This is a genomic window from Mesorhizobium sp. CA5, assembly GCF_020165105.1.
GTDB lineage: Bacteria > Pseudomonadota > Alphaproteobacteria > Rhizobiales > Rhizobiaceae > Mesorhizobium.
On the sequence record NZ_JAIUHJ010000029.1, the window covers coordinates 46,583 to 68,208 of the forward strand.

General features: G+C 60.6%; 18 protein-coding genes and 3 pseudogenes. 9 read left to right on the top strand and 12 right to left on the bottom strand.

Features of this window, described 5'->3' with window-relative positions; genetic code table 11:
- Nucleotides 1–27: 27 nt before the first annotated feature.
- Nucleotides 28–1,206 (bottom strand): DUF3095 domain-containing protein, encoded by a 1,179-nt coding sequence (locus LB529_RS26870; RefSeq protein WP_224712781.1) that lies wholly within the window; start codon nucleotides 1,204–1,206, stop codon nucleotides 28–30.
- A gap of 75 nt (nucleotides 1,207–1,281) precedes the next feature.
- Here LB529_RS26870 and LB529_RS26875 point away from each other — a divergent pair, with 75 nt between their 5' ends.
- Nucleotides 1,282–2,370 (top strand): glycosyltransferase family 4 protein, encoded by a 1,089-nt coding sequence (locus LB529_RS26875; RefSeq protein ID WP_224712782.1) that lies wholly within the window; start codon nucleotides 1,282–1,284, stop codon nucleotides 2,368–2,370.
- A complete protein-coding gene (locus tag LB529_RS26880) occupies nucleotides 2,367–3,131 on the top strand; it encodes a polysaccharide deacetylase family protein (protein WP_224712783.1) in 765 nt (254 codons plus the stop codon). The genes LB529_RS26875 and LB529_RS26880 overlap by 4 nt, the downstream gene beginning before the upstream one ends.
- Nucleotide 3,132: 1 nt before the next feature.
- On the opposite strand, the gene LB529_RS26885 is transcribed toward LB529_RS26880, so the two are convergent.
- The 3 genes from LB529_RS26885 to LB529_RS26895 form a co-directional block, all read right to left on the bottom strand.
- Nucleotides 3,133–3,987: an MBL fold metallo-hydrolase gene (locus LB529_RS26885; protein WP_140846255.1), complete on the bottom strand. Its 855-nt coding sequence runs from the start codon at nucleotides 3,985–3,987 to the stop codon at nucleotides 3,133–3,135.
- A 132-nt stretch (nucleotides 3,988–4,119) separates the two neighbouring features.
- Nucleotides 4,120–4,569, bottom strand: coding sequence for a cyclic nucleotide-binding domain-containing protein (locus LB529_RS26890; RefSeq protein WP_095765767.1), 450 nt, complete (start codon nucleotides 4,567–4,569; stop codon nucleotides 4,120–4,122).
- A gap of 187 nt (nucleotides 4,570–4,756) precedes the next feature.
- Nucleotides 4,757–7,471, bottom strand: a complete 2,715-nt coding sequence (locus LB529_RS26895; protein WP_224712784.1) for an ABC transporter transmembrane domain-containing protein — start codon at nucleotides 7,469–7,471, stop codon at nucleotides 4,757–4,759.
- A gap of 159 nt (nucleotides 7,472–7,630) precedes the next feature.
- Here LB529_RS26895 and LB529_RS26900 point away from each other — a divergent pair, with 159 nt between their 5' ends.
- On the top strand, nucleotides 7,631–8,305 hold the full coding sequence (locus LB529_RS26900; protein ID WP_411962587.1) for a class I SAM-dependent methyltransferase: 675 nt from the start codon (nucleotides 7,631–7,633) through the stop codon (nucleotides 8,303–8,305).
- Nucleotides 8,306–8,452: 147 nt separating this feature from the next.
- On the opposite strand, the gene LB529_RS26905 is transcribed toward LB529_RS26900, so the two are convergent.
- From LB529_RS26905 to LB529_RS26920, 4 genes are all read right to left on the bottom strand, one after another.
- On the bottom strand, nucleotides 8,453–9,601 hold the full coding sequence (locus LB529_RS26905) for a glycosyltransferase family protein (protein ID WP_224712785.1): 1,149 nt from the start codon (nucleotides 9,599–9,601) through the stop codon (nucleotides 8,453–8,455).
- On the bottom strand, nucleotides 9,598–10,842 hold the full coding sequence (locus LB529_RS26910) for a glycosyltransferase (RefSeq protein ID WP_224523651.1): 1,245 nt from the start codon (nucleotides 10,840–10,842) through the stop codon (nucleotides 9,598–9,600). The genes LB529_RS26905 and LB529_RS26910 overlap by 4 nt, the downstream gene beginning before the upstream one ends.
- Nucleotide 10,843: 1 nt before the next feature.
- A complete protein-coding gene (locus LB529_RS26915) occupies nucleotides 10,844–12,058 on the bottom strand; it encodes a glycosyltransferase family protein (protein WP_095765770.1) in 1,215 nt (404 codons plus the stop codon).
- Between the two features lie 161 nt (nucleotides 12,059–12,219).
- A complete protein-coding gene (locus LB529_RS26920) occupies nucleotides 12,220–12,543 on the bottom strand; it encodes a hypothetical protein (RefSeq protein WP_224712786.1) in 324 nt (107 codons plus the stop codon).
- Nucleotides 12,544–12,567: 24 nt separating this feature from the next.
- On the opposite strand from LB529_RS26920, the gene LB529_RS26925 reads away from it, so the two are divergent.
- The 5 genes from LB529_RS26925 (at nucleotide 12,568) to LB529_RS26945 (ending at nucleotide 19,018) form a co-directional block, all read left to right on the top strand.
- On the top strand, nucleotides 12,568–13,254 hold the full coding sequence (locus LB529_RS26925; protein WP_224712787.1) for a hypothetical protein: 687 nt from the start codon (nucleotides 12,568–12,570) through the stop codon (nucleotides 13,252–13,254).
- A gap of 7 nt (nucleotides 13,255–13,261) precedes the next feature.
- On the top strand, nucleotides 13,262–16,309 hold the full coding sequence (locus LB529_RS26930) for an OmpA family protein (protein WP_224603340.1): 3,048 nt from the start codon (nucleotides 13,262–13,264) through the stop codon (nucleotides 16,307–16,309).
- 13 nt (nucleotides 16,310–16,322) lie between these two features.
- Entirely contained in the window at nucleotides 16,323–16,817 is a 495-nt protein-coding gene (locus tag LB529_RS26935) for a Rab family GTPase (RefSeq protein WP_224603339.1), read from the top strand.
- A 3-nt stretch (nucleotides 16,818–16,820) separates the two neighbouring features.
- Nucleotides 16,821–17,885 carry an adenylate/guanylate cyclase domain-containing protein gene (locus LB529_RS26940; protein WP_224545054.1) on the top strand — a complete coding sequence of 355 codons (1,065 nt, stop codon included), beginning with the start codon at nucleotides 16,821–16,823 and terminating at the stop codon, nucleotides 17,883–17,885.
- Nucleotides 17,886–17,950: 65 nt separating this feature from the next.
- Nucleotides 17,951–19,018: a cyclic nucleotide-gated potassium channel gene (locus LB529_RS26945; protein ID WP_140846243.1), complete on the top strand. Its 1,068-nt coding sequence runs from the start codon at nucleotides 17,951–17,953 to the stop codon at nucleotides 19,016–19,018.
- A gap of 283 nt (nucleotides 19,019–19,301) precedes the next feature.
- On the opposite strand, the gene LB529_RS29095 is transcribed toward LB529_RS26945, so the two are convergent.
- From LB529_RS29095 to LB529_RS26955, 3 genes and pseudogenes are all read right to left on the bottom strand, one after another.
- Entirely contained in the window at nucleotides 19,302–19,724 is a 423-nt protein-coding gene (locus LB529_RS29095) for a hypothetical protein (protein ID WP_263497410.1), read from the bottom strand.
- 48 nt (nucleotides 19,725–19,772) lie between these two features.
- A pseudogene (locus LB529_RS29100) lies at nucleotides 19,773–19,841 on the bottom strand (hypothetical protein); the annotation flags it as partial.
- A gap of 145 nt (nucleotides 19,842–19,986) precedes the next feature.
- Nucleotides 19,987–20,199: pseudogene (locus LB529_RS26955) on the bottom strand (transposase); the annotation flags it as partial.
- A gap of 135 nt (nucleotides 20,200–20,334) precedes the next feature.
- Between LB529_RS26955 and LB529_RS26960 the strand changes: the two are divergent.
- Nucleotides 20,335–20,801: pseudogene (locus LB529_RS26960) on the top strand (tetratricopeptide repeat protein); the annotation flags it as partial.
- Between the two features lie 478 nt (nucleotides 20,802–21,279).
- On the opposite strand, the gene LB529_RS26965 reads toward LB529_RS26960, so the two are convergent.
- A partial coding sequence (locus LB529_RS26965) for a TOBE domain-containing protein (RefSeq protein ID WP_224712789.1) occupies nucleotides 21,280–21,626 on the bottom strand: 347 nt, incomplete at its 5' end.

A 21,626-nucleotide genomic window follows, 5' to 3' on the forward strand; every position in this document is an offset into this window, starting at 1 on the left:
CGGAAGATCGGTTTCCGCAAGCCGTCATCAAACCGGCACCTTCGCCTTCAGGCTTGCGGCAGCCCTCGCATAGCCGCCGGCCGCGCCATCGATGAAATGAAGGTGGTCGCGCTGCAGCGGCGAAGCGACGAGGCATGTCATCAAGGCCGATTTCTGGCGGTGCAGCCCATAGGTGCAGATGGCCGCCTCTTCCGCCTGTTTCAGCCGGTTCTCGATCCGTTGCAAGACGTCCGAGTCAACGTCGATGGTCATCTTCAAGCCGTCGTCGAACTTCCGGAAATCCGAATTGCTGGCCACGTCGCGTTTGTAGACCTTCGGATCGAAACGACCGATCGTCCACCCGAATCGATCGGCAACGGCCGCTAGCGTCAGCAGGAACAATATCCACAGCTTCGACAACCACCGCCGTCCTGCCGGCGCCACGGCCCTCGCCTCGAGATCGAAGCCGGCGGGCGAAAAACTGTAGGCCGGCCCGTTCACCGGCACTGGATGGCCATCGCGTTCCTGCCTGCCGGCAAGGGCAATGATGTCGGAAACCAGAGACTGAAAACCGCGCAAGTCGCGCGACGGACCCGGTATGGCTATGATCGAGACGATGTCGCCATGCCGTGCTTCGATCGGGTTCCAGCGGCAGGAGAGGCCGGTCAGATCCGGCCGCGCGCCGGCCGGCGCAGGATCGACGCGGTAGCGCCCGGCTTTCATCTCGGTTTCCGCCCAACTGCCACCACCGCCGGCGAACATGGCATAGAAGACCGCTTCGGAGGCTTGGAACCTCGCCACGCGAACGTCGAGACCTTGCGCTCTTATATCCTTTATCGGCACGATTGCGGCACGCAAGGTCAGGTCCAGTTCGTCCGCCACCCATCTCTGGACAGCCGCCAGCGCGTTGCGCGTGATCTCCAGGACCGAGCCTGGAAACGCCACGAGCGCGCCGTCGCCGCCGAACACAAAGGGAAGATCTTGCCGACCCAGCGCATTCAGCAGCGCCGAAATGACACTGGCGCCGGCCATATTGACGGTTTTATAGCGCCCAGCCTCGATCGCCTTGGTCGAGCCGACAATGTCTGCGGCGGCCAGCGCCCAGTCATCGGGGAGAGGCCGATAGTTGTCGATATCGGCAACGCTTTCGAACTTTGCGAAAACCGGCAGAGAAGCCACAAACGGGTCGGACGCGGCAGCTGTTTCCATGGGCATCAGATAGCACATTCCATTGCTTGAAGGGTGAAGTCGATCATGCTGCGAAATTGACTTGCGCCGGCTTTCCGATGATAGGGTTCGGCAATGCGAATTGCCTTCTACGCGCCGCTGAAGTCACCCAATGATCCCGTTGCCTCAGGCGATCGCCAGATGGCACGGACGCTGATCAAGGCGCTGGAGCATGGAGGGTATAGCGTCGAACTGGCATCCGAATTGCGCTTCTACCTACGCGAACCGGAGCCGAAAAGTTTCGATGCGCTCAAGATCGAGGCCCGAGAGGAAGCCGCGAGGTTGACAAGGCTTTGGGATCGTGACGGCAAGCCCGATCTCTGGTTCACTTATCATCCCTATTACAAGGCACCCGACCTGATCGGGCCCGAGCTGGCGGCGGCCTTTGCTGTCCCCTATGTGACGGCGGAAGCCTCCTATTCGAGGCGGCGCAACGCCGGTTTGTGGGGTGATACGCAAGCGTTGGTAACGCGAGCCGTCGAACAGGCGGCACTGAACATCTGCTTCACGCAAAGGGACCGCCAGGGACTGGCGGATGCGGTACCCGGCGCCACTTTCGGCACGCTTTCGCCCTTCATCGACACATCGGCATTCCGTGAAATGCCGGCACGGGGTTGTCCGACGCGCCTTGTTACCATCGCCATGATGCGCCGGGGCGACAAACTCGAAAGCTATCGCATGCTGGCGCAAGCGCTCGGCTCGATCGGTCACCTGCGCTGGACCATGTCGGTCGTCGGGGACGGGCCTGCCCGTGACGAGGTTAAAGCGCAATTCGCCGGCTTGCCCGCCGACCGTATCGAATGGCTTGGCGCGATTGAGCCGACCGCCGTGCCGGATGTCCTCTACAGTGGGGGAATTTACGTCTGGCCGGGTTTCGGCGAGGCCTATGGTGTTGCCTATCTTGAAGCACAGGCCGCCGGCCTTCCGGTGGTGGCTCAGGACATCGCCGGCGTGCCGGAGGTCGTGCGGGATGGCCAGGCCGGGTTCCTCACCCCGCCGGGCGATGTGACGGCGTTCGCTTCTGCCATTGAAAGGCTTCTGGCCCGTAACGACGAAAGAACCATCATGGCCGCAGAAGCCAGACGTTTCATCCTCGAGGAGCGCTCGCTCGATACGGCGGCGGCGCGTCTGGCCGAACTTCTTGCGAAGATCCCGGTCTCATGACATCCGATCCGATCTGGCAACCCTTGGTGGAAGAACTGGCGCGCTGGCAACGGGCGGACCGCAAGGCAGAATTCTGGCTGCGCGACGATGACGCCGTGGATCCGACGCTTGCGCTTGATCGGCTGCTCGACCTCACCAGTGAATTCGGGGTTCCGGTCGCTCTGGCCGTCATTCCAGCCCTGACTGATGAGAAGCTTGTCGTCCGGCTTGACGAGGCGCCGCATGCCACGGTCGCCATCCATGGCTGGGCGCACCGAAATCATGCGCCCGAGGACCAGAAAAAGCAGGAACTCGGGCCGCATCGGCCACCCGAGGCGGTGCTCGATGATCTGGCTCGCGGGCTCTCTCGCATAACCGGCTTGCACGGCGCACGTGCCGTTCCGATGCTGGTGCCACCCTGGAACAGGATCGACGCCGGCTTGGTATCCGACCTTGGGTCGATAGGATTTTTGGCACTGTCGGTCTTTGGGCCGCCGAAGCCGGCTTCGCTGGCGGTCATCAACAGCAATGTCGACATCATGGATTGGCATGGCACGCGCGGCTGCCGCGATCATGGCCTATTGGTTCAGGCCGTCGCCGCGCAATTGCGGCATGCATTCGACGGCGGCGAACCGGTCGGCCTGCTCACCCACCATCTCGTCCATGATGAATCGGCCTGGCTTTTCCTCGAACGCCTGTTCACCGTCACCGCACAGACTGAAGCCTGCGCATGGCTTCCGATCAGGACATTGATCGGGCGCAGCGCCAGCAGAGGAAAATAGCTCAGCCCGCTTTGTGCGATAAGACTGGAAATTCGAGCGTCTGACCATCCCGCGCCGCAAAAGAGCCGGCAAACCTGTTCTTGGCCAGTTTCTCGATCTCGTCCAGTTCCTCGTCGGTGCGCGCCGGATCGTGGTGAACCAGCGCAAGCTCCCGCGCACGGGCCGCCTCGCAGAGCTTGACCCCCTGTTGCCATGTCGAGTGCCCGTTCCCGCGGTAGCGTTCCATTTCCTCCTCGGTGTAGGCGCAATCGTAAATGACGAGGTCGGCATCTTCGATTAGGCCGAGCACCGCCTGATCGAGTTTACCCGACTCATGTTCGGTGTCTGTGATCACCGCCACGACGCGGCCACCCCATTCGACCCGATAGCCTATACAGCCACCGGGATGGGTGAGACTGCCGGTTCGGATCACTACCCCTTCACGCGGCCGAAGCACGTCTCCTGACACGAAATCGCAATAGTCGAGGCTTGCCTTGCAGACGTCCAGTCTCACCGGAAACCAAGGCGGCCGCATGAACTCATCGACCATCTGTCGGGTCGTCATGCGTCCTGCAAGATGCCCGGACCAAAGCCTGACTTTGACGCTGCGGTCATAGATCGGCTTAAATGCCGGCAGCCCGATGATGTGGTCATAATGGCAGTGGGTGAAAAACAGGTCGAAATCGGTCACGCCCGACGCCCGAAGCGCCCAGCCGGCAGGCCGCAAGCCGGAGCCGGCGTCGAACAGAAGCGTATGCTTGCCGCATCGCATCTCAATGCAGATCGTGTTGCCGCCATAGCGGGAGAAGTCTGGCCCCGATACCGAAATGCTGCCGCGGACGCCCCAAAACCTGACCAGGAAAACGTCGTCGTCCATGCAAGCCCTTCATAGTCCCCTAGGCCATCGTAGCCAAACAACTGCTGCTAGGCGAGACAGGTTTCCTCCTGATGACCTTGTCCATGAGAGGTCAGTGCCATCACGACGGCAAGGATCGGCGCAAATCATTCGTTATTTGGCGCTTCGTGCGTCGATCAGATCCGCGGTCGTATGGCTTAGGCGATCGGCGAGAACCCGAACCATCTCGACGGTCATTTCCGGGAACTCCTTCATAAGCCTCAGGAAATGATCCTTGCGAATTCTCAAGGCTTCCACCGGACTTGCGGCTCTGACGGTGGCCGTGCGGGAGCTGTTGCACAATATGGCGATCTCGCCAACGATCGAATTTGGCAGCAGTTCGGCAACTTTTATCGGTCCGCTCTCGGAATCGACCAGAATATCGGCCTTGCCTGAAAGGATGACATAGGCGGCGTCTCCCTCGTCGCCCTGCCGGAAAAGGATCTGGCCGGCGCTGTAGCTTACGCGATCAGATGTGAACGCAAGCAGCTTGAGCTTTGCCGGCTCGATGCCAGAGAACAAGGGAACGCGTTGCAGCATTCCGACCTCATCCTTGAGCAGCATTGTCGCAAACCTCCCAAAATTCACGTCTGCCAGACTAGAACAACCGACATCCAGATGGAATCAATTCTGCTTGCGGATAGCGGGACGAACCGCGCGAACGTGGCGGCCTGATCAGTTGGAAACCTTAATCTCTTGAGCTTGCAGCAAGTTCCCATCGGCGGAACGATCCCATCTGAATGTCCGGGCTCTATGACAGCAGTTCCTTGAAAATACCGCTCCCCGCCAAAAGCGTCTCGTGTGGTCCGTCTTCCACCAAACGACCCGAGTCGAAGACGACAACGCGATCGAACATCATCGCCATTGCCGGATTCGTCACGACCCACACAATTGCCGGCGAACGGCCGTCGCGTCTGGCCTCCTCGAGCACGTTTCGCAGCACCTTCTCCTGTACGCGCTGGTCGAGCGCCGACAGCGGCCGGTTGAGAATGAGAAAATCGGGCCGCTTGAGCAGGGCTCGGGCAACATCGAGCTTCTGTCGCTGCCCAGCGGTCAGCCGCCTGCCGCCTGCGCCGACGTTGAAGTCCAAACCGACATCCAGCAGTTCGGCATAAAGCCCCAATTCATCAAGAATGTCATAGACGATGGAGCGTATGCGGTCCGGCGCGTCGGGATGGTTGCTACCCAGACGCCCGAACAGGACATTGTCCATGACCGTAGCCGCGGCAATGTATTTGGCAGGATCGTAGCGTTCGACCGCATTTTGCAGCTCGGGCGGCAGGCCTTCATAGAACCGGTTGCGTGCGGCGACGATCTTGTTCATCAATTCGTCGCTGAGCAGGCCGAAGCGATGCCGTGGCTCGATATAGGCAAAGCTCAGCGTGACGATCATGGCGCGGTCGTTCTCCGAGACCGTCTCGTAGGGACGGTTCTTGAGCCGTTGCAGCAAGGTTTCGTAGGCGGGTATCTCCTCGGCGCTCATGAAGGCGAGCTGCTGGAAGAACTGGTGATCGGGCGGCAGATCGGCAAACAGCTCGATCGCTTGTTCGGCGATCTCCAAGCCCATTTCGTAGAGCGTGCGATCGAGGCCGGCTTGCCTCAGCACGGAAGCAAAATAGGGATTTGCCGCCAGAGCCCTGTCGGCCAGCTCCGGGCCGGCGGCAGCGCCGAAGAGCAGGTTCTGGCCGATCGTTGCTTCCTTATTGTAGGCGCCCGGTTCGAAAGGAACCACCAGTCCGTTCAATCCTTCGTGTTCCAGCCGGGTTCGCAGCGCCGCACGCAGTTCGACGATCCGCCCGGCAAGCTCCGTGTGACGCGTGAGGTCGGCCGAAGAACGCAAGCCTAGATCCAGAATGTCGCGCGACAGAAGAACCGCGTCGAGCACCTGGCGCACGGCTTCAAAGAGGTCGTGCGGGCCCGTAGCGCCGACGGAAGCGTAGTCGATCCAGTCGCTGTGGATATCAAGGTCTGGGTTGCCCGACCGGCGCGCCTCGTGGATGTTCCAGCGGTGCTGGTCCGCCGCGGCACCGTCATAAGTCACCGATGTCAGCGGCGCATGCTTCAACCCGTAGAGCAGATTGTCGCGGAGGCTTGCCTGGAACAGGAAAACGTCCGACGAGGCATAGGACATGCGCCGGCCGGTCACTGCTTCGGGGAGTTCAAGCAGGTCGTCGGCACCCGAAGCGACCTTTCCGCTTTCCGGCCAGTTCAGCCGCGCGAAGGCCTCTGCAAGCGCCTCCGCTCCACCTGTTGAGGTGCTGACCAGCGCCACCGTCTCACCGGGCTTGACCTGGAGAGAGATACGGTCGAGGAGCATTGCACCGCCATCGTCTGCCATGGACAGACCGATCGCCGACAGGGGGTTGGTCATCGGACCGGGATCGTCGATCGTCAGTGCCCCGATTCGCGGCGCAATGAGACCCTCAACGGTGAATTGTTCGACGACCTGCTGGTATTTGACCTGGACATCCTGCCGGTCCTGATCCCAGTCGATCAGTTCCTTCATCGGTCCGGGCAGGTCCTTGTAGGCGCCGATCACGGCCACGAGCTGACCGACGTCCAACCGCCCCTGAATGACCAGATACCCGCCGACCATGTAGAACAGAAAGGGCGTGATCTGCGCGAGAAAATTGTTGAGGAACTTCACCATGAATTTCCATTGGTAAAGATCGAAGCGGATCTTGAAGATGAGCCCGAGCCGGGCAGCTATGTCGGCGCGCTCGTAGTTTGACGTATCATGGACGTGAACCGCGCCGATGCCGTCGACGATTTCGCCGACGCGGCCCGATAGCGCGCGCGCCGTCAACTGCCGTTTGCGCCCGAGCACGATCAGCCGCCGCCGCATTCGCGGGATCAGCACGATCTGGATCAAGACGATCACGGCGGCGATCATTCCGAGCCAGAAGTTCTGGACCACGATGAACAGCATGGCCGTCACCGCCTGGCCGCCGAGCAGCACCGGCTGCAGGAAAGCATCGCCGATGAAACCGCCCAGCGGCTCCACCTCGTCCTTCACCATGGTTGCCACCTCGGCGGATTTCACGCGCTTGAAATAACGCGGCGGAAACCGCAGCACACGATCGACCAGTTCGAAGCGGATACGGCGCAGCATCCGTTCACCGAGGCGGCCCTTGTAGGTGTTGATGTAGAATTTGAACAGGCCGTTGATGATGACCAGCAGGAGGAACACAAGGCTCAGGGCAAGCAGCGTCGTCGTGCGGTCGAGCTGAAAGCCAGGAAAGAACTGGACCTCTCCGATGAACGGCAGGTTATAGTGTAGCCTCATGAATGGCTGGGTCGCGCCCGGCTGCTCGAAGCCGCGACCTTGGATCGGGCCGTTGACAATCAACTTCGGCAGGTCAAAGGACATGAAATACGGGATCATCGAAAGCAAGACGATAACCAATATCCAGAGCTGCTGCTTCTTGGTGTGGGTCCAGATATAGCGAGCCAGGCTGGGTTCCATATGCGACTGTGGACCTTCAGTTTAAAGAACAAAGTAAAAGCATCAGCTGGTGGACGGCGCATCGGCAATCATCACCGGCGACATGTTCGAAGCCTGCGAGGCGGCTTGGCGGGGCAAGATTGCGTTGTGTCGCCCGAAATCCCAACGTACAAGGCGAATATGATGGATGTCACGCAACCGCGCAATGCCGGCATGAACGGGCACGAGCAGGCCTTGGACCTCACGCGGGGAATTGCTGCCTATGTCAACCACCCTCTCGTGGCAGGGCTGGCGCGCGTCATCGCCAAACATCCGAAGGCCGACATCGCCAACGCCTTCAACCACAAGCAGGTGGCCTGCAAGATGTGGGCGCTCGACAGGCTGTTCGAAAGCTGCGGCGGGCGCTTCGGGCGCATATGGGTTCTGGGCGGATGGTACGGCATATTGCCGGCAATGCTTTTCAACGACCCCCGCTTCGATATTGCGGCAGTCGATAGCATCGACATCGATCCCGAAGTCGCGCCAGTTGCCCGGACCCTCAACCGGGAAGCCGGCGGCCGGTTCCGGGCGCTAACAGCAGATATGTACGCACTCGACTATGCGGCCGGGCCGTCCGATCTGATAGTCAATACGAGCTGCGAGCACATAGCCGATCTGCGTGCCTGGCTTGCCCTGCTTCCGCGGGGCACGAATGTACTGCTGCAATCAAATGACTATTTCAGCGAGCCGACGCACATCAACTGCGTGGCTTCACTTGCAGCTCTCGAAGCAATGGCGGCGCTGCGGGAGATACGATTCTCTGGCGAACTACCGACAAAAAATTATTCGCGCTTCATGCTAATTGGAACTGTTTGATGCATTTCGCCCAAAAGCGCGTAGCGGTTTTAGGACAACGACATGCATCAAAACAAAGACTTAAAGCGCGGCGCCTGAATCCGGTTCAGCGCGACGCGCTTTAGGCCCCGCCATCTGCTTGATCATGTCCTATTCCGAGACCGGGCCTCATTTTAGGGACCGTGTTCGATGCCGCTCGCACAGGATTTGCGCCGAGTGACGCGCCCCTTCCAGATCGAGACAATGCGCTGACGGCCTCGGTGCCACAAGCGCCTGTTCGATCGCCTGCGCCAAACCTTCAGGCGTCAGGTCCTTTTCCATGAGCACCGTTGCAAGCCCGAGTTCTTCGAGCATCAGGGCGCGAACTGTTTGTTCGGTTTCCCCGCCGGCTGCAAACGGCACGAGCAGGGAGCGACAACCCGCGCGCAGGACATCGCAGACCGTGTTGTAACCCGCTTGCGAGACCGACAGGCGGGCGCCGGTCAGCAGGCTGGCAAAATCCTCGCGGAAGCGGAAGATGGACAGGCCCGGCGTGGCATCGCGTGCGATCGCGTCAAACTCGTCTTTCGGCAGGTTGGGGCCGGTGATCAAACACCATTTCCAGCCATTGTTGGCATTCCGCGCCGCTGCGATGGTGGAACCGACAAGGCCCCTTCCGGCAGCCCCGCCGCCAACCGACACCAGAATGTCGAAGCGCTCGGTGGCCGCGGGCGATGGCGGCGCGGCAACGAGCCCTGTGTAGGTGACCTCGGCCCTGATTGCCCCAGCCAGCGGAAATGTCTTGTCGATGGTTGCGAAAGCCGGATCGCCGTGGACCATGACAAGGTCGAAATGCCTGTTGATGAGATCAACCGTTTCCTCATTTCGGCCCGGCTTGACGCGCTCCTGAAGGATATCACGGACGGACGTCACCAGCAGCGGCCTGGGCGACGTCGCGTCGATGGCCTCGATCAGCGGCAAGAGTTCGAAACGCATCTGCCGGCGTCCAAATGGAAACGCCTCGACAATGACGATATCAGGCCTGCAATCCAGGAATGCCTGCAGCAGCATTCCTGAACGCCGTTTCTTGAAATCATCGTCGATGGGTTTGCCCTGCAGGTCGACAAGTCCGGAAAATCCTTCATCACCGGAGGTGACGGGTGGCAGGGACACAGATTTTACACCCAGTCCTGGAAACCCCGCGATCGACGCTCCGCCAGTCACCACGGTTACGTCAAACCCGTCATCGACCAGCGCCGCCGCAATGCGGCTGGCGCGCGCGAGATGGCCGATACCGAGGAGGTGCTGGACATAGAAGAAAGCGCGCAGTCGCTTCATTCGGCGGCCCGCCACTCCCGCTCGAACAGTTCCTTGAGCTGTCCAATGCTAGCCATATGGTCGAAATTGCAGCGCACGCACTGCTCCGCGGCGTCGCCGAGGCGGGCGCGCAGCACGGGATCACGGATCAGGCGCTCCAGCGCCTCTGCCAGGGCAATTGGGTTTTCCGTCGGAACCAGCAGCCCGGTTTCATCCGGCGATAAAAGCTCCGGCACGCCGGAAATATCGGTCGACACGCAGGCAAGCCGCTGGCTGGCCGCCTCCACCAGGACATTCGGCAGACCGTCCCGGTCGCCATTTGCGGTGATCCTGCAGGCCAGGGCGAAGATGTCGGCGAACCGGTAGTGCTCAAGCACCTCCTCTTGCGCAAGCGCGCCCTTCCAGGAGACGCGTCCATCCAGTCCGAGCTTTTGCGCCAGCGCCTTGAGCCGTTCCAGTTCCTCGCCGCCGCCGATATGCTCGAAACGCCACGCCAAATCGCCAGGCAAGAGGGCAAGGGCCTCCAGCAAGGTATCGTAACCTTTCTTTGCAACGGCGCGCCCGACGCTCAGAATGATGACCGGTTCGTCCGGCGCCGAGCCGTCCCGCTGTTTTCGCGCCTCGCCGAAACTGCCGAAGCGATCAAGGTCGAGCCCATGGTAGCTCAGATGCACGGACGAGTTGCCATTGGCGAGTTCGTTCAGACGGTCGAAGCCGGTTTTCGTGCAAGTGACCGTCCAGCGCGCCGAGGAAAGCTTGCCGGCCAGATCCCAGTCCGCCGAAGTCCAGATGTCCTTGGCATGGGCTGAGCAGCTCCAGGGCAGACTACGAAGCAGGCTGGCATAGCGCGTCACCGAGGCCGGCGTGTGCGCGAAATGTGCATGCAGCCATCCCGCGTCTTGCGGCCATTCGGCCGCCAGCACGAGCGCTTGCCCGAAGCGGCGCACGCGATTGCGCGTAAAGTCGCGGGGGATATCGGCAGCCAGCGATCCGAGCGCGCGCCAGAACCCCGGCCGCAGCAGATAGGCAAACAGCGAGCGAACCACGCGCAGCGGCTCGTGATGCAGATATTCCGGCAGATAATGGACGGGCGCTTTGATCTCGTCATGCACGGGGTGGCGTTTTGCGTCGGTCGGCCGCCTGAGCGCGACGAGTATCAGGTCGAATCCCGCGCGCTCCAGACCGAGCAGTTCCTGCGCGATGAAGGTTTCCGACAGCCGCGGATAGCCCTTCAGAACCACGACGATCTTGCGACGTTGCAACTCAGCTCATTCCCTCAATGACCGAAAGGTGAGGGCTGGCCCGCCGATCGAGCAGTTCTGCAACGATTTCGGAAATATGAGGCAGCCCTTCCAGCCTCAGATGCGGATTGCTCTGGGATGGGCGGGGCCGGTCCGGTAGCGCCACCAGTGCATCGGCAAACCGCTGGGAATCCTTGGCTTCGTCCGGCAAAAGCATCTCGATGAGGCCGAGTTCGGCTGCGCGCCGAGCGCGGATCAGTTGTTCCTGGCGGGGCTCGACGCGCGGCACGATCAGCGCCGGCTTGTCGAAAGACAGTATCTCGCAATAGGTGTTGTAACCACCCATTGCCACTACCGCCTTGGCGCCGGCAATCAGGTCTTCCATGCGGTTGTCGAACTCGATCATCTTGACGCAGGGGATCTTGGACCCCTTCTTGAGCAGCTTGTTGCGCTTGCGCGCCGGCATGTAAGGCCCAAGCACGATCAGCGCCCTATGCTGCAATTGCGGGTCCTGCTGATAGGCATCGATGACGTCGTGGATCAGTTCCGCGCCGTCACCGCCGCCCCCCGTGGTAACGAGGATATACTCGCCCTCGGGCCGGTGGCCGGGCAACTCATTCCGCTGCAGGCTCCGTTGCAGGAAGCCGACGAACCGCATCTTTGCCCTGACAGCCGGCGGCACATCCAAGCCGGTCAACGGATCGTAGAAATCCGGCGGGCCATAGGCCCAGACCTTGTCGTAGAACAGGCCTATCTTGCGCATCACATCCCTGCGTGCCCACTCTGCTTCGAGCAGATGCGGCGCATCCATCACCTCGCGCAGGCCAAGCACGAGCGTGGTACCTCGCGTCTTGAGGTAGGACAGCGTGTCCTCGATCTCACCGCGCAGGCCGAGCGGTTCCTTGTCGACGATGAAGATTTCCGGCCGGAAGGTCTCGGCTGTGTGGCGGATGATCGACTGCCGCATCCTGAGCGTCTCATGCAGATCGATATCCTTTTCCAGCGAGGTGTATTCGCCGTTGCGCAACTTGATGACGCTGGGGATCTTCACGAAGTCGACACGGGCGCGATAGTCGAAGGCGCCGGCGATAGGCGCGCCTGAAATGATCAGCACCTGAAGTCCGCGGAAATCCTCGACCAGCGAATGCGCGATCGTCCGGCAGCGCTGCAAGTGGCCGAGCCCGAACGTGTCGTGGCTATACATGAGAATTCGAGCGTCTTGTACGTGCTGCGTCATTATTGAACGTCTTTCAGAATTCTCGCGTTGAGAACCGGGGACGACCCGCTGGATTCGAAACCACCCTCGCGAGCCCACCGACCTGTTGTGAAACATGAGGGCAAAATTTTCAATTTGTATTCCTCAAGGGGTCCATATGCTGAAGCGGGAGCCGCACCCGCTCAGTTGCCCGCTTGCCACGGATCATGAAGAACCTGCACCATTCGCTGGTATTGATCATCCCCGATTTTCCATCTTTGGCTGCCGGCCCTGAGCGCTGCCGCCGTCGTTACGCGGTTGATCGCCTTGCGGTTGAACGCCCGTGAGCGCAGAGATTGCGGACCGTCACACTGCTTCGACGACCCCGCGCCTGCCGGTTTGATCGCTAAGTCGCGGCCGCTTTTAAGATGGAATCGCTCCAACTTCCATTGCCACGTCGGTGACGTGGCGTTCGGCTGGGTCAAACCAACGGATTCCGTCTTGCGGGCTTGGTATTTGTCTGACATAGTTTACCATCTCCTAATGTTGCAGTGGGTAATTGGGGCACAGAAATGGCGAAGGAATCTTCGAGTGCCGCTTCTTCGGCAAGTAAAGCGGACGCAAATCTGATAGGTAATGCAGAGGGAAACGGGCTGAACTTCATGGCCTCCCAGGCTCGCGAGGGCGGGGCCGGCGGTGATGCTCCAGGTGTCGACAAGATACGCGATCTTTTGTTCGGCAATCAGATGCAGGACTACGACCGCCGTTTCTCCAAGCTTGAAGAGCGGTTCCTGCAACGCTTCAAGGATGTCGAGTCCGAAACCAAGCGCAATCTTGAAACCTACGAGTCGAATGCCAAGAAGCAGGTCGACTCGCTGGCGACGCAGTTGCGCAACGAAAAGGATGCGCGCGCCGAGGCCGACAAGGAGATCGACCGCAATCTTCGCGATCAAAACCAGGCGCTCGAAAAGCAGGTGCGCGCCTTGTCGGACCAATTGAGCGAGCTCGAGCGTGAATTCGCGGATCGCATGAGCAGAAGCGACCATTTGCTGCGCGAGGAAATCAAGCAGAAGAACGAAAGCGCTCAAATGCTGATGGAGAAGATCTTTTCCGATCTAAGCAACGTCAAGACTGACCGGAATCTTCTGGCCGGCCTGTTCGTCGAGGTCGCGAAATGTCTCAACCAGGATCCCGTCGGCATCAAGGGCAATTCGGAGCGTGGCTGGAAAGTGAGTTGATCGGAACTTGACGTCGAGCGTCGAACCAATCAGCCTATCTCAAAGACAAGCTTCGAACGATACCGGTATTGATCGCGAGGCTTTGGCCCGCCTTTTGGTGGAAATTGCCCGGAACGTCGATCCGGACAATCGTGCCCTTTACGAAGGCGTTCCGGCCGCCGATCATCGGCTTGAAAGGCTCCGCCAACTGCTCGTCGGCGGCGAGATCTCGGAGCTGTCACGCGTTACGCACCTGCTCGACGAACCCGAGCAGCTTGCCGCCGCGGTGGGAAACGTTCTGCCCGAAGCAACGGCGCGCGCGTCCCATGCGCAACTCGGCGAGGCCCTTGCCCCGGCCGTCGAGAGAGCCGCGCAGCGGTCCATCCAAAAGAACCCGAACACGCTGACCGATATATTGTATCCGGTTTTTCTGCCGGCCATTCGCAAGTCGATCGGCGAAAAGATCGACCAGACCTTCCAGTCGTTGAATGAGTCTCTGAGGCATATATTCACTTGGCATGGGTTGAAGTGGAGGTTTGAAGCCTGGCGAACGGGGACAAGCTTCTCGGCAGTTGTTCTCAAGCATTCTCTTATCTATCGCGTGGAACATGTCTTTCTCATCAGTCGCGCTTCTGGGCTCCTGATTGCGCATGTAACATCCCAAGACGCAACCAGCGAAGACCCTCAACTGATTTCCTCGATGCTGAGCGCCATCCAGGATTTTGTGAAGGACTCTTTCAAAGAGAAGGAAAACAGCGGCCTCGACACCATCCGGTTTGGGGAACTTCGCCTCTGGTCGGAAGTCGGACAGTTTGCGACCCTGGTTGCGGTGATCCGGGGAAATCCTCCGGAGGAACTGCATGAAGTCATCCGCGACGTACTGCTTCGCATCCATCAAGAATCCTCGCGAGCCCTGGAGCGGTTCGACGGCGATAGTTCCCAGTTGCCCGGCGTGGAGACGCAGTTGCAGACCTGCGTCGAGCTGCAGCACATGGATACGAAAGAGGGATTTCCGTGGCTGGTGGTGACGGCGGTCCTGCTGGCATTGATCGTGGGGGGCGGCTGGTTCTTTCTGTCCTGGCAATCCGCACACCGCTGGCAGACCTACCTGTCGCGGCTGGCAGCCCAACCGGGTATCGTCGTTTCGGACCAAAAAATCCGTGGCGGCGAGTTCTATGTCGCCGGCCTGAGAGACCCGCTCGCCGCGGACCCACAGTCGCTGCTGCCGGGAACGGAGGTCGATCCCGCCCGCGTTCATTCAAACTGGCACTTCTATCAGAGCCTCGAGCCGGAATTCGTGCTGAAGCGGCTGTCGGCGTCGCTGGCGCCGCCGGATTCGGTACGACTCTCGGTCGTCGATGGTCGCATTGTCGCCGAGGGCGAGGCGACCACCACGTGGATCGACCGGGCGCGGGCCGCTGCCCAGCAGCTTTCGGCAGGCGGCCCGGTCTTCGACATTTCCGGGGTCAGCGATGTGAGCGCCGAGGAGCGCTGGCAGGCCTACGTGTCGCAACTGGAGACCCAGCCTGGCATCATCGTCGCCGATCACAACGTGCGCGACGGCCAATTCTACATTACAGGTCTGAGAGACCCGCTTGCCGCCGACCCAAGGTCGCTGTTGGCGGGAACGCAGGTCGATCCCGCGCGTGTTCATGCAAGCTGGCAATTCTACCAGAGCCTTGAGCCGCAGTTCGTGCTTAAACGGCTGACGGCCTCGCTTGCTCCGCCGGATTCGGTGCGGCTTTCAGTCGTCAATGATCGCATCGTTGCCGCGGGCGTAGCCACCACCGCGTGGATCAACCGGGCGCGCGCGGCCGCCCAGCAGCTTTCAGCCGGCGGCCCGGTCTTCGACATTTCCGGGGTCCGTGATGTAAGCCCCGAGGAGCGCTGGCAGGCCTATGTGTCGCGCCTGGAGGCGCAGCCCGGCATCATCGTCGCCCAACAGAATGTGCGCGATGGCCAATTCTATATTGCCGGCCTGAGAGACCCGCTTGCCGTCGACCCGCAGTCGCTACTGTCCGGGACGCAGGTCGATCCCGCGCGCGTTCATGCCAGCTGGCAATTCTATCAGAGCCTTGAGCCGCAGTTCGTCTTGAAGCGGCTAACGGCATCGCTGTATCCGATGGATAAAGTGCGACTTTCAATCGTCAAAGGTCGCATTGTTGCCGAGGGTGAGGCTCCCGACACCTGGATAGATCGGGCGCGCGCAGCGGCAAGACAGCTTTCAGAAGGCGGGCCGGAGTTCGACATCTCCAAGGTTCGCGATGTGAGCCCCGATGCACGCGCGGCGGAGCATTGGCAGTATTATGTGTCGCGACTTGAGGCCGAACCGGGAATCATCGTCGCTCAGCAATCGGCGAGGGGCGGAGATTTCTACATTTCCGGTCTGAGAGATCCTCTTGCCGTCGACCCAAAAGCTCTGCTGTCCGGAACACAGGTCGATCCCGCTCGCGTTCATTCACAGTGGCAATTCTATCAGAGTCTTGATCCGAAGTTCGTGGTGAAGCGGCTGACGGCGTCGCTGTCCCCGCCGAAATCGGTTCGGCTTTCGATCGTCCAGGGTCGCATCGTCGTTGTGGGCGAGGCACCTGCCGGCTGGATCAGCCGAGCGCGGGCCGCCGCCGACCAACTTTCGGCGGACGGAGTGGTTCTGGATGTCTCGCAGCTGAGCGAGCTAAACCTTGCAGAGCTTAATCAGTTGAGAGAGGCCATCCAGACGACCGATATTTTCTTCTCTTCCGGTAGAGTTGTCCCGGGACCGGAGCAGACGCCGGTGCTCGACAGACTGGCTGATCAGCTGAAGGAATTCGCAGAAAATGCCCACAAGGCAGGCGTGACGGCGCGGTTCATGTTGACCGGCCATTCGGACATAACGGGTCGCGAGACGGCCAACGCGTCGATCAGCGCCGCCCGCGCCGAGACAGTTCGCGCGCTTCTCAACAAGCGCGGCGTCGCTCCGGAACTCCTGCAGGTTCGGGGCGCCGGCACCTTCGAGCCGGCGGTGCCCGAAAATGAAAATAGCCGAACTGGGAACTCCACCAATCGCCGGGTTTCGATTACGGTGAACCTAGAGTAGCGCGGAGCCCAGGATGCTGCAAAAAAAGATCTGCATGTTGGGCGGGTTCGCCGTCGGCAAGACCAGCTTGGTGCGCAGGTTCGTCCAAAGCATCTTCTCGGAAAACTACCTGACCACGGTCGGCGTCAAGATCGACAAGAAGAGCGTCGCGTTTCCGGACAAGACAGTGGACCTGATCTTGTGGGATCTGGCCGGCGAAGACGATATCGGCTCGTTCCGCGTCAGCTATGTGCGAGGCGCGACCGGGCTCGTGCTGGTCGCCGATGGAACCCGGCCAGCCACTCTTGCGGTGGCGCTCACGCTGCGCGAACGGTGCGAGGCCGAATTCGGCGCCATGCCGTTCATATTGCTGTTCAACAAGTCCGACCTGACTGATCGGTGGGCGATACCGGAGGGCGAGATCGACGAACTCAAGCAACGTGGATGGCAGATCTATCTGACGAGCGCGCTTTCGGGCGAACATGTCGACGATGCGTTTCGTCAGCTTGCTTCGATGGTCGCCAACTAGACCATGTCCAGTTTGCCGAAAGAAGTCAGAAGCTGGATATACGACTTCTTCTCGAATGAGCGCTTCGCAGCTTATCTGATGATCGATACCCGGCAATGCATAGAAGCCAAGGGCGGCAATCTCGACTTTTACGGGCTCTCGTCGCTTCGCCTCGGCGAGCCCGTTGCCCAGCAGCTTGAATTCATGGAAGGGCTGCTGCCTTGCCCCGAGCTTCCATTCCATATGCCTATGATGGAACTGCCCGGCGGGCATGTCGCGGACCTTCACTTCTTTGGCGATGGCGACTCGGTGTGGCTGGTCTTTCTCGACGCCACGCCCGAACGCGACCACCAGCAGCGGCTTCAGCAGAAGGCATACGAAATGACGCTTCTGCAGGAGAGGGAGCGTCAACTCAATGCGAAGCTGCAATCGACGAATGAGGCATTGAGGGAGAGCCAGGAGGGTTTGTCGCGCGAGTACCGGCGCGCCGAATCCCTGCTCCTTAACATTCTTCCGGCCTCGATTGCGGAGCGGCTGAAGGCGGACGAGCAAATTGCAGACAACCACGCGGAGGTCAGTGTGCTCTTTGCCGACATCGTCGGTTTTACGGAAAGAGCGCGGAGCGTCGGAGCCACGACGACGCTCGCTATCTTGAATTACTTCTTCAGGGCTGCGGATCTGCTCTCGGAACAGCATGGCTGCGAAAAGATCAAGACCATCGGCGATTGCGTCATGGCGGTCGCTGGCCTGCCCGTCGCGCGACCAGATCACGCGCACGCCCTTGCACATTATGCGCTCGAGCTGCGGGAGGCGGCCAGGTGCGAGCGCTTCGCAGGAGAACCGCTAAGCCTTAGAATTGGAATTCACTCAGGGCCAATCGTCGCGGGCGTCATCGGCAAAAGGCGGTTCGTCTATGACCTGTGGGGCGACACCGTCAATCTCGCCGCGCGCATTCAAAAAGCCGCAGAGCCCGATGAAATCCGTATTTCGGATGCGACTCATCAATTGCTTGGGCCGGAATTTGCTTGCGAGCCGCTCGGGGAAACGGAATTGCGTGGCACAGGTCGCGTGCGAATGTGGCGGCTCTAGGCACCTTTACGCTTGCCTCGAAGGCATCCTATTTTGGAGGGCAGCAGCCACTCGCGGGCATAGAAATGTCGGTACTGCCTTTTGTAAGAATTTACGCGCCGCTCAACGCGGTGCTGGCTGCGCCTGGGCTTCTGGCGGTGGCTGGGCTCACGATACCGGACATGTCCGGACGAAGCAGGCTGGCTCTGGCTGTGGTGCTCGCTGTCATTTGGGGCGCCTATCTCCTGCAAATGGCCGCGACGCTGCTCAAGCGCCAGGCGGGAGACGTTAGGGACAGGACGCCGGCAATCGCCATCGATGTGCTCGCGGTCTTGGTTCCACTCGCCGCATTTCTGCTCGTTGGCACGCCCGACCGGAGCCTCTACTGTGCTGTCTGGCTCCTGAAACCGCTGCGCGACTCGACTTTCTTCCCGGTGCTGGGCAGGGTGCTGGCCAACGAAGCGCGCAACCTGATCGGCGTCACCACGCTCTTCGGCGTCGTTCTGTTCGGTGTCGCTCTAGCGGGCTATGTCATCGAGCGCGATATCCAACCGGAAAAGTTCGGCAGCATCCCCCAGGCAATGTGGTGGGCGGTGGTCACGCTGTCCACCACCGGCTATGGCGACGCTATTCCGCAAAGCTTCGCTGGCCGTGTCCTTGCTGGGGCTGTCATGATGAGTGGCATCGGCATCTTCGCCCTCTGGGCAGGCATTCTTGCCACCGGCTTCTATCAAGAAGTCCGTCGCGGGGACTTTGTCCGTAATTGGCAATTGGTCGCCGCCGTGCCGTTGTTTCAGAAGCTCGGACCGGCCGTGCTGGTCGAGATCGTGCGCGCGTTAAGACCTCGCACCGTGCCGGCGGGCGCCGTGATCTGCCGCAATGGCGAGAGCGGTGACCAGATGTTCTTCGTCGTGGAGGGGCGCGTCAGCGTCGCAACACCGAATCCGGTGGAGCTTGGCCCTGGCGCCTTCTTCGGCGAGATGGCGCTGATCAGCGGCGAACCGCGTATGGCGACCGTCAGCGCCGCAACGGCGGTCTCACTGCTATCGCTGCACTCTTCGGATTTCCAGATGCTATGCGGCAGCAGCCCGGAGATCGCGGAAATCATCCGCAAGACCGCGCTCGAGCGGCGCGGCGCGGCGCCGATGCCTTGACAGTACTACGAGGTGCAACTGCGGGACATGTCCATTCCGGCCCCGAATTTCGACCTGGGTAAGGGCGCCGGTTTTTTCGCCATGAGCGTAGACCTCGGTGCGTGTCGGGAAGAAGCTGGTCGGCTGCGTTGTCTCCCTGTTAAAGATTGCCGCCCTGGATCAGAGCTGGAGGGCTCAAATGAGTTCGCCCCTGGTGGCTATGGGTATTGCCTTGCCGATTACCCAAAAAAGGCGAGTTTCGACCGATGGCGACGTATCAAGTTTCTGCCGCAACGGGATGTCTTCAGGACACCGCGACGCGGGTGGTCTTTTCAGTATAGCGAGGCGGTACTCGGCCGTGGAGGGCGTACGACAGCGACATGACCCCGTCCACCCGAACAATTGAGGTAGCAATGCAGCCGGCCAGATCCTCGATCTTGGGCATTAACACTACAGTTGCGGATATCCGCGCCGTTTGTAGTGACAGATGGATGCCGCGGCCTGATGTCGTCGTCGCCACAGCGACCAGGCGATGATGAAGGGCTTTTGTGTCGGTGGGAAGATGAGGATCCGGGCGAGGAGATAGCGGATCTCGGGGACGCTCGGAACGAGCGCAGTCATCCGAATCAGGCGGCGATTGACCCTTTGGACTCGTTTCGTTCGGTTTGCTCCATGCGCTGCGGCGAAGATCGGCCGATAGTTTGGACAGGAACGCCAGGGCGGTCATGCATAGGCTCATGTGGCGATGCCATCCGTGCCAGGACCGAGCCTCGCAATGATCAAGTCCGAGATCATCCTTGGCGCGCTCAAAGCACTCCTCGACCGCCCAGCGCAGGCCGGCCACTGCCGCCAATTCGGCCAAGGAGGAACCGGGCGGGGCGAAGACCAGGTAGTAGGCTTTTTCTCCGGATGTCGATCGCTTGCGGCGGACGAGAAGCCAATGCTCGAAGCCGCCTTTTGACGTCCAGGGGCGGCGGATGCGTGCCCAGTCGCAGCCGGTCAATCTCGAGTTGCTCCGGCTTCATCTGCCCGTGGCGGGGAAACGCATGCTGCGGATCCGTCGACAGATCGCGCACCCATTTGCGCAGCACGTTCTCGTGGACATCGAGGTCGCGGGCAGCCTGGGCCACCGCAACGCCCCGATCCTTGATCAATCTCACCGCCTCAAGTTTGAACTCGCGGCTGAACTTTCTTCTTTGCATTCCCACTCTCCAGTTCCGTCACACACCTTATCTCGGTGTCCACGAAACCGGCAGCAGGCCAGACAGACTTTCCCGCAACGAGAGCAGCTTGCCTTAAGGCCGGATTCTGTGGGCCGCATTTGCTAGCGAAGCGCCATGAGCAACCGATTGCCGCCCGCCTGGGCAAAGCACCTGAAAACCAAACCCACGGCTAAGACACCGCCGCCGAAAGCTCTGCCGCCAGCAGCCCAGCGAAAGTCTGGCCCGCCCCAGAACCAGGCCGACGACATGCTGTTGAGGCAGGCGCTCGAACTACAGAAGGCTGAGCGACTGCCGGAGGCCGAGGAACTGTGTCTGCGCGTTCTGGCGCGGACCCCAAACCACCGCTGGCATTCTATATACTGGGAACGCTCGGGCTCGGACACGACGCCGAGAAGGCCCTGCGGTATTTCGCTCGGGCGGTTGGAGAGGAGCCGCAGAACCCCTATTACCACCTCAGCCTCGGCGAAGCGTATTTGAAGGTCAGCGAATTTACGCCTGCGATCAGGCACATTCAGTACGCCCTCGATTTGAAGCCGGATCTGGTGGAGGCGCTTTGCACCTTGGGGGACGCATACACAAAGTCAACGCTTCCCGCCACCAAAGCTCCAAAGGCCGTTCAGCGGAGCAGACAAGAAGGGCTCTCCCCTGAGTACTCAGATGGCTGACTTGCCTGGGCCCAAAGAGGCGCAAAACTGACATTCCTTGCGGCGTGACTCTCGAATGCCGCGCAAAAATGGGTGGACGAACTCAGAGCAGCGAGCTTATGGAAATCGTGACTTGTCGCCCCGGCTGTGTAACAAGCTGCGTAACAAAGCAGATAAAAAAGCTACGTATTTTCAACGTTATAGGCCCAAGATCGACAGACGCTCTCTCCGCCATAACCTTTTATTTCACAGATCTAAAGTGACTTCTCGCAATGCCGACAAGATGATGTGTAACAACCGCCAGAATTCGATCGCACACCATGCGTGCCGGGTTGCGTGAGATAGGGCGCGCCGTCCGCCAGCGGGCCGCTTCTTAATTGGAATTTGCGGCGGCTCAAGACACCCGGCGAGGACCCTAACGAATGCGATTACCCTCCAGGTCGAAGATACGCGCGCGGACAGGCTGAAAGCGCGATGTGATCGTCTCGCCGAAGCGCGGCTGGTCCTCGCGGCGCTCGGCGACCACGGTCTCGCCGCTCGCCAGCGCGCCGTGGACGTAGGAGGTCGAGCCGAGGCGCTCGGTGACGTCGACGGCAAGCGAAAGTGTCACGCCCTGCTTCTCGTCGAGATGCTCCGGCCTGATGCCCAGCGTCACCGTCTTGCCGTTCTCCAGCTTCGTCTTGAGATGCGTGATGTCCATCCTCGCCTCGCCGGCCGTGAGCGCCTTGCCGTCATCGACCACCGTCGCCTTGAGAAAGTTCA

Bases quoted from the DNA above. Each gene is read 5' to 3' on its own strand.
- LB529_RS26915 (WP_095765770.1), bottom strand. From the start codon at position 12,058: ATGACGCAGCACGTACAAGACGCTCGAATTCTCATGTATAGCCACGAC.
- LB529_RS26935 (WP_224603339.1), top strand. From the start codon at position 16,323: ATGCTGCAAAAAAAGATCTGCATGTTGGGCGGGTTCGCCGTCGGCAAG.
- LB529_RS26885 (WP_140846255.1), bottom strand. From the start codon at position 3,987: ATGGACGACGACGTTTTCCTGGTCAGGTTTTGGGGCGTCCGCGGCAGC.
- LB529_RS26880 (WP_224712783.1), top strand. From the start codon at position 2,367: ATGACATCCGATCCGATCTGGCAACCCTTGGTGGAAGAACTGGCGCGC.
- LB529_RS26870 (WP_224712781.1), bottom strand. From the start codon at position 1,206: ATGTGCTATCTGATGCCCATGGAAACAGCTGCCGCGTCCGACCCGTTT.
- LB529_RS26920 (WP_224712786.1), bottom strand. From the start codon at position 12,543: ATGTCAGACAAATACCAAGCCCGCAAGACGGAATCCGTTGGTTTGACC.
- LB529_RS29095 (WP_263497410.1), bottom strand. From the start codon at position 19,724: ATGACCGCCCTGGCGTTCCTGTCCAAACTATCGGCCGATCTTCGCCGC.
- LB529_RS26890 (WP_095765767.1), bottom strand. From the start codon at position 4,569: ATGCTGCTCAAGGATGAGGTCGGAATGCTGCAACGCGTTCCCTTGTTC.
- LB529_RS26875 (WP_224712782.1), top strand. From the start codon at position 1,282: ATGCGAATTGCCTTCTACGCGCCGCTGAAGTCACCCAATGATCCCGTT.
- LB529_RS26945 (WP_140846243.1), top strand. From the start codon at position 17,951: ATGTCGGTACTGCCTTTTGTAAGAATTTACGCGCCGCTCAACGCGGTG.
- LB529_RS26905 (WP_224712785.1), bottom strand. From the start codon at position 9,601: ATGAAGCGACTGCGCGCTTTCTTCTATGTCCAGCACCTCCTCGGTATC.
- LB529_RS26895 (WP_224712784.1), bottom strand. From the start codon at position 7,471: ATGGAACCCAGCCTGGCTCGCTATATCTGGACCCACACCAAGAAGCAG.
- LB529_RS26900 (WP_411962587.1), top strand. From the start codon at position 7,631: ATGATGGATGTCACGCAACCGCGCAATGCCGGCATGAACGGGCACGAG.
- LB529_RS26940 (WP_224545054.1), top strand. From the start codon at position 16,821: ATGTCCAGTTTGCCGAAAGAAGTCAGAAGCTGGATATACGACTTCTTC.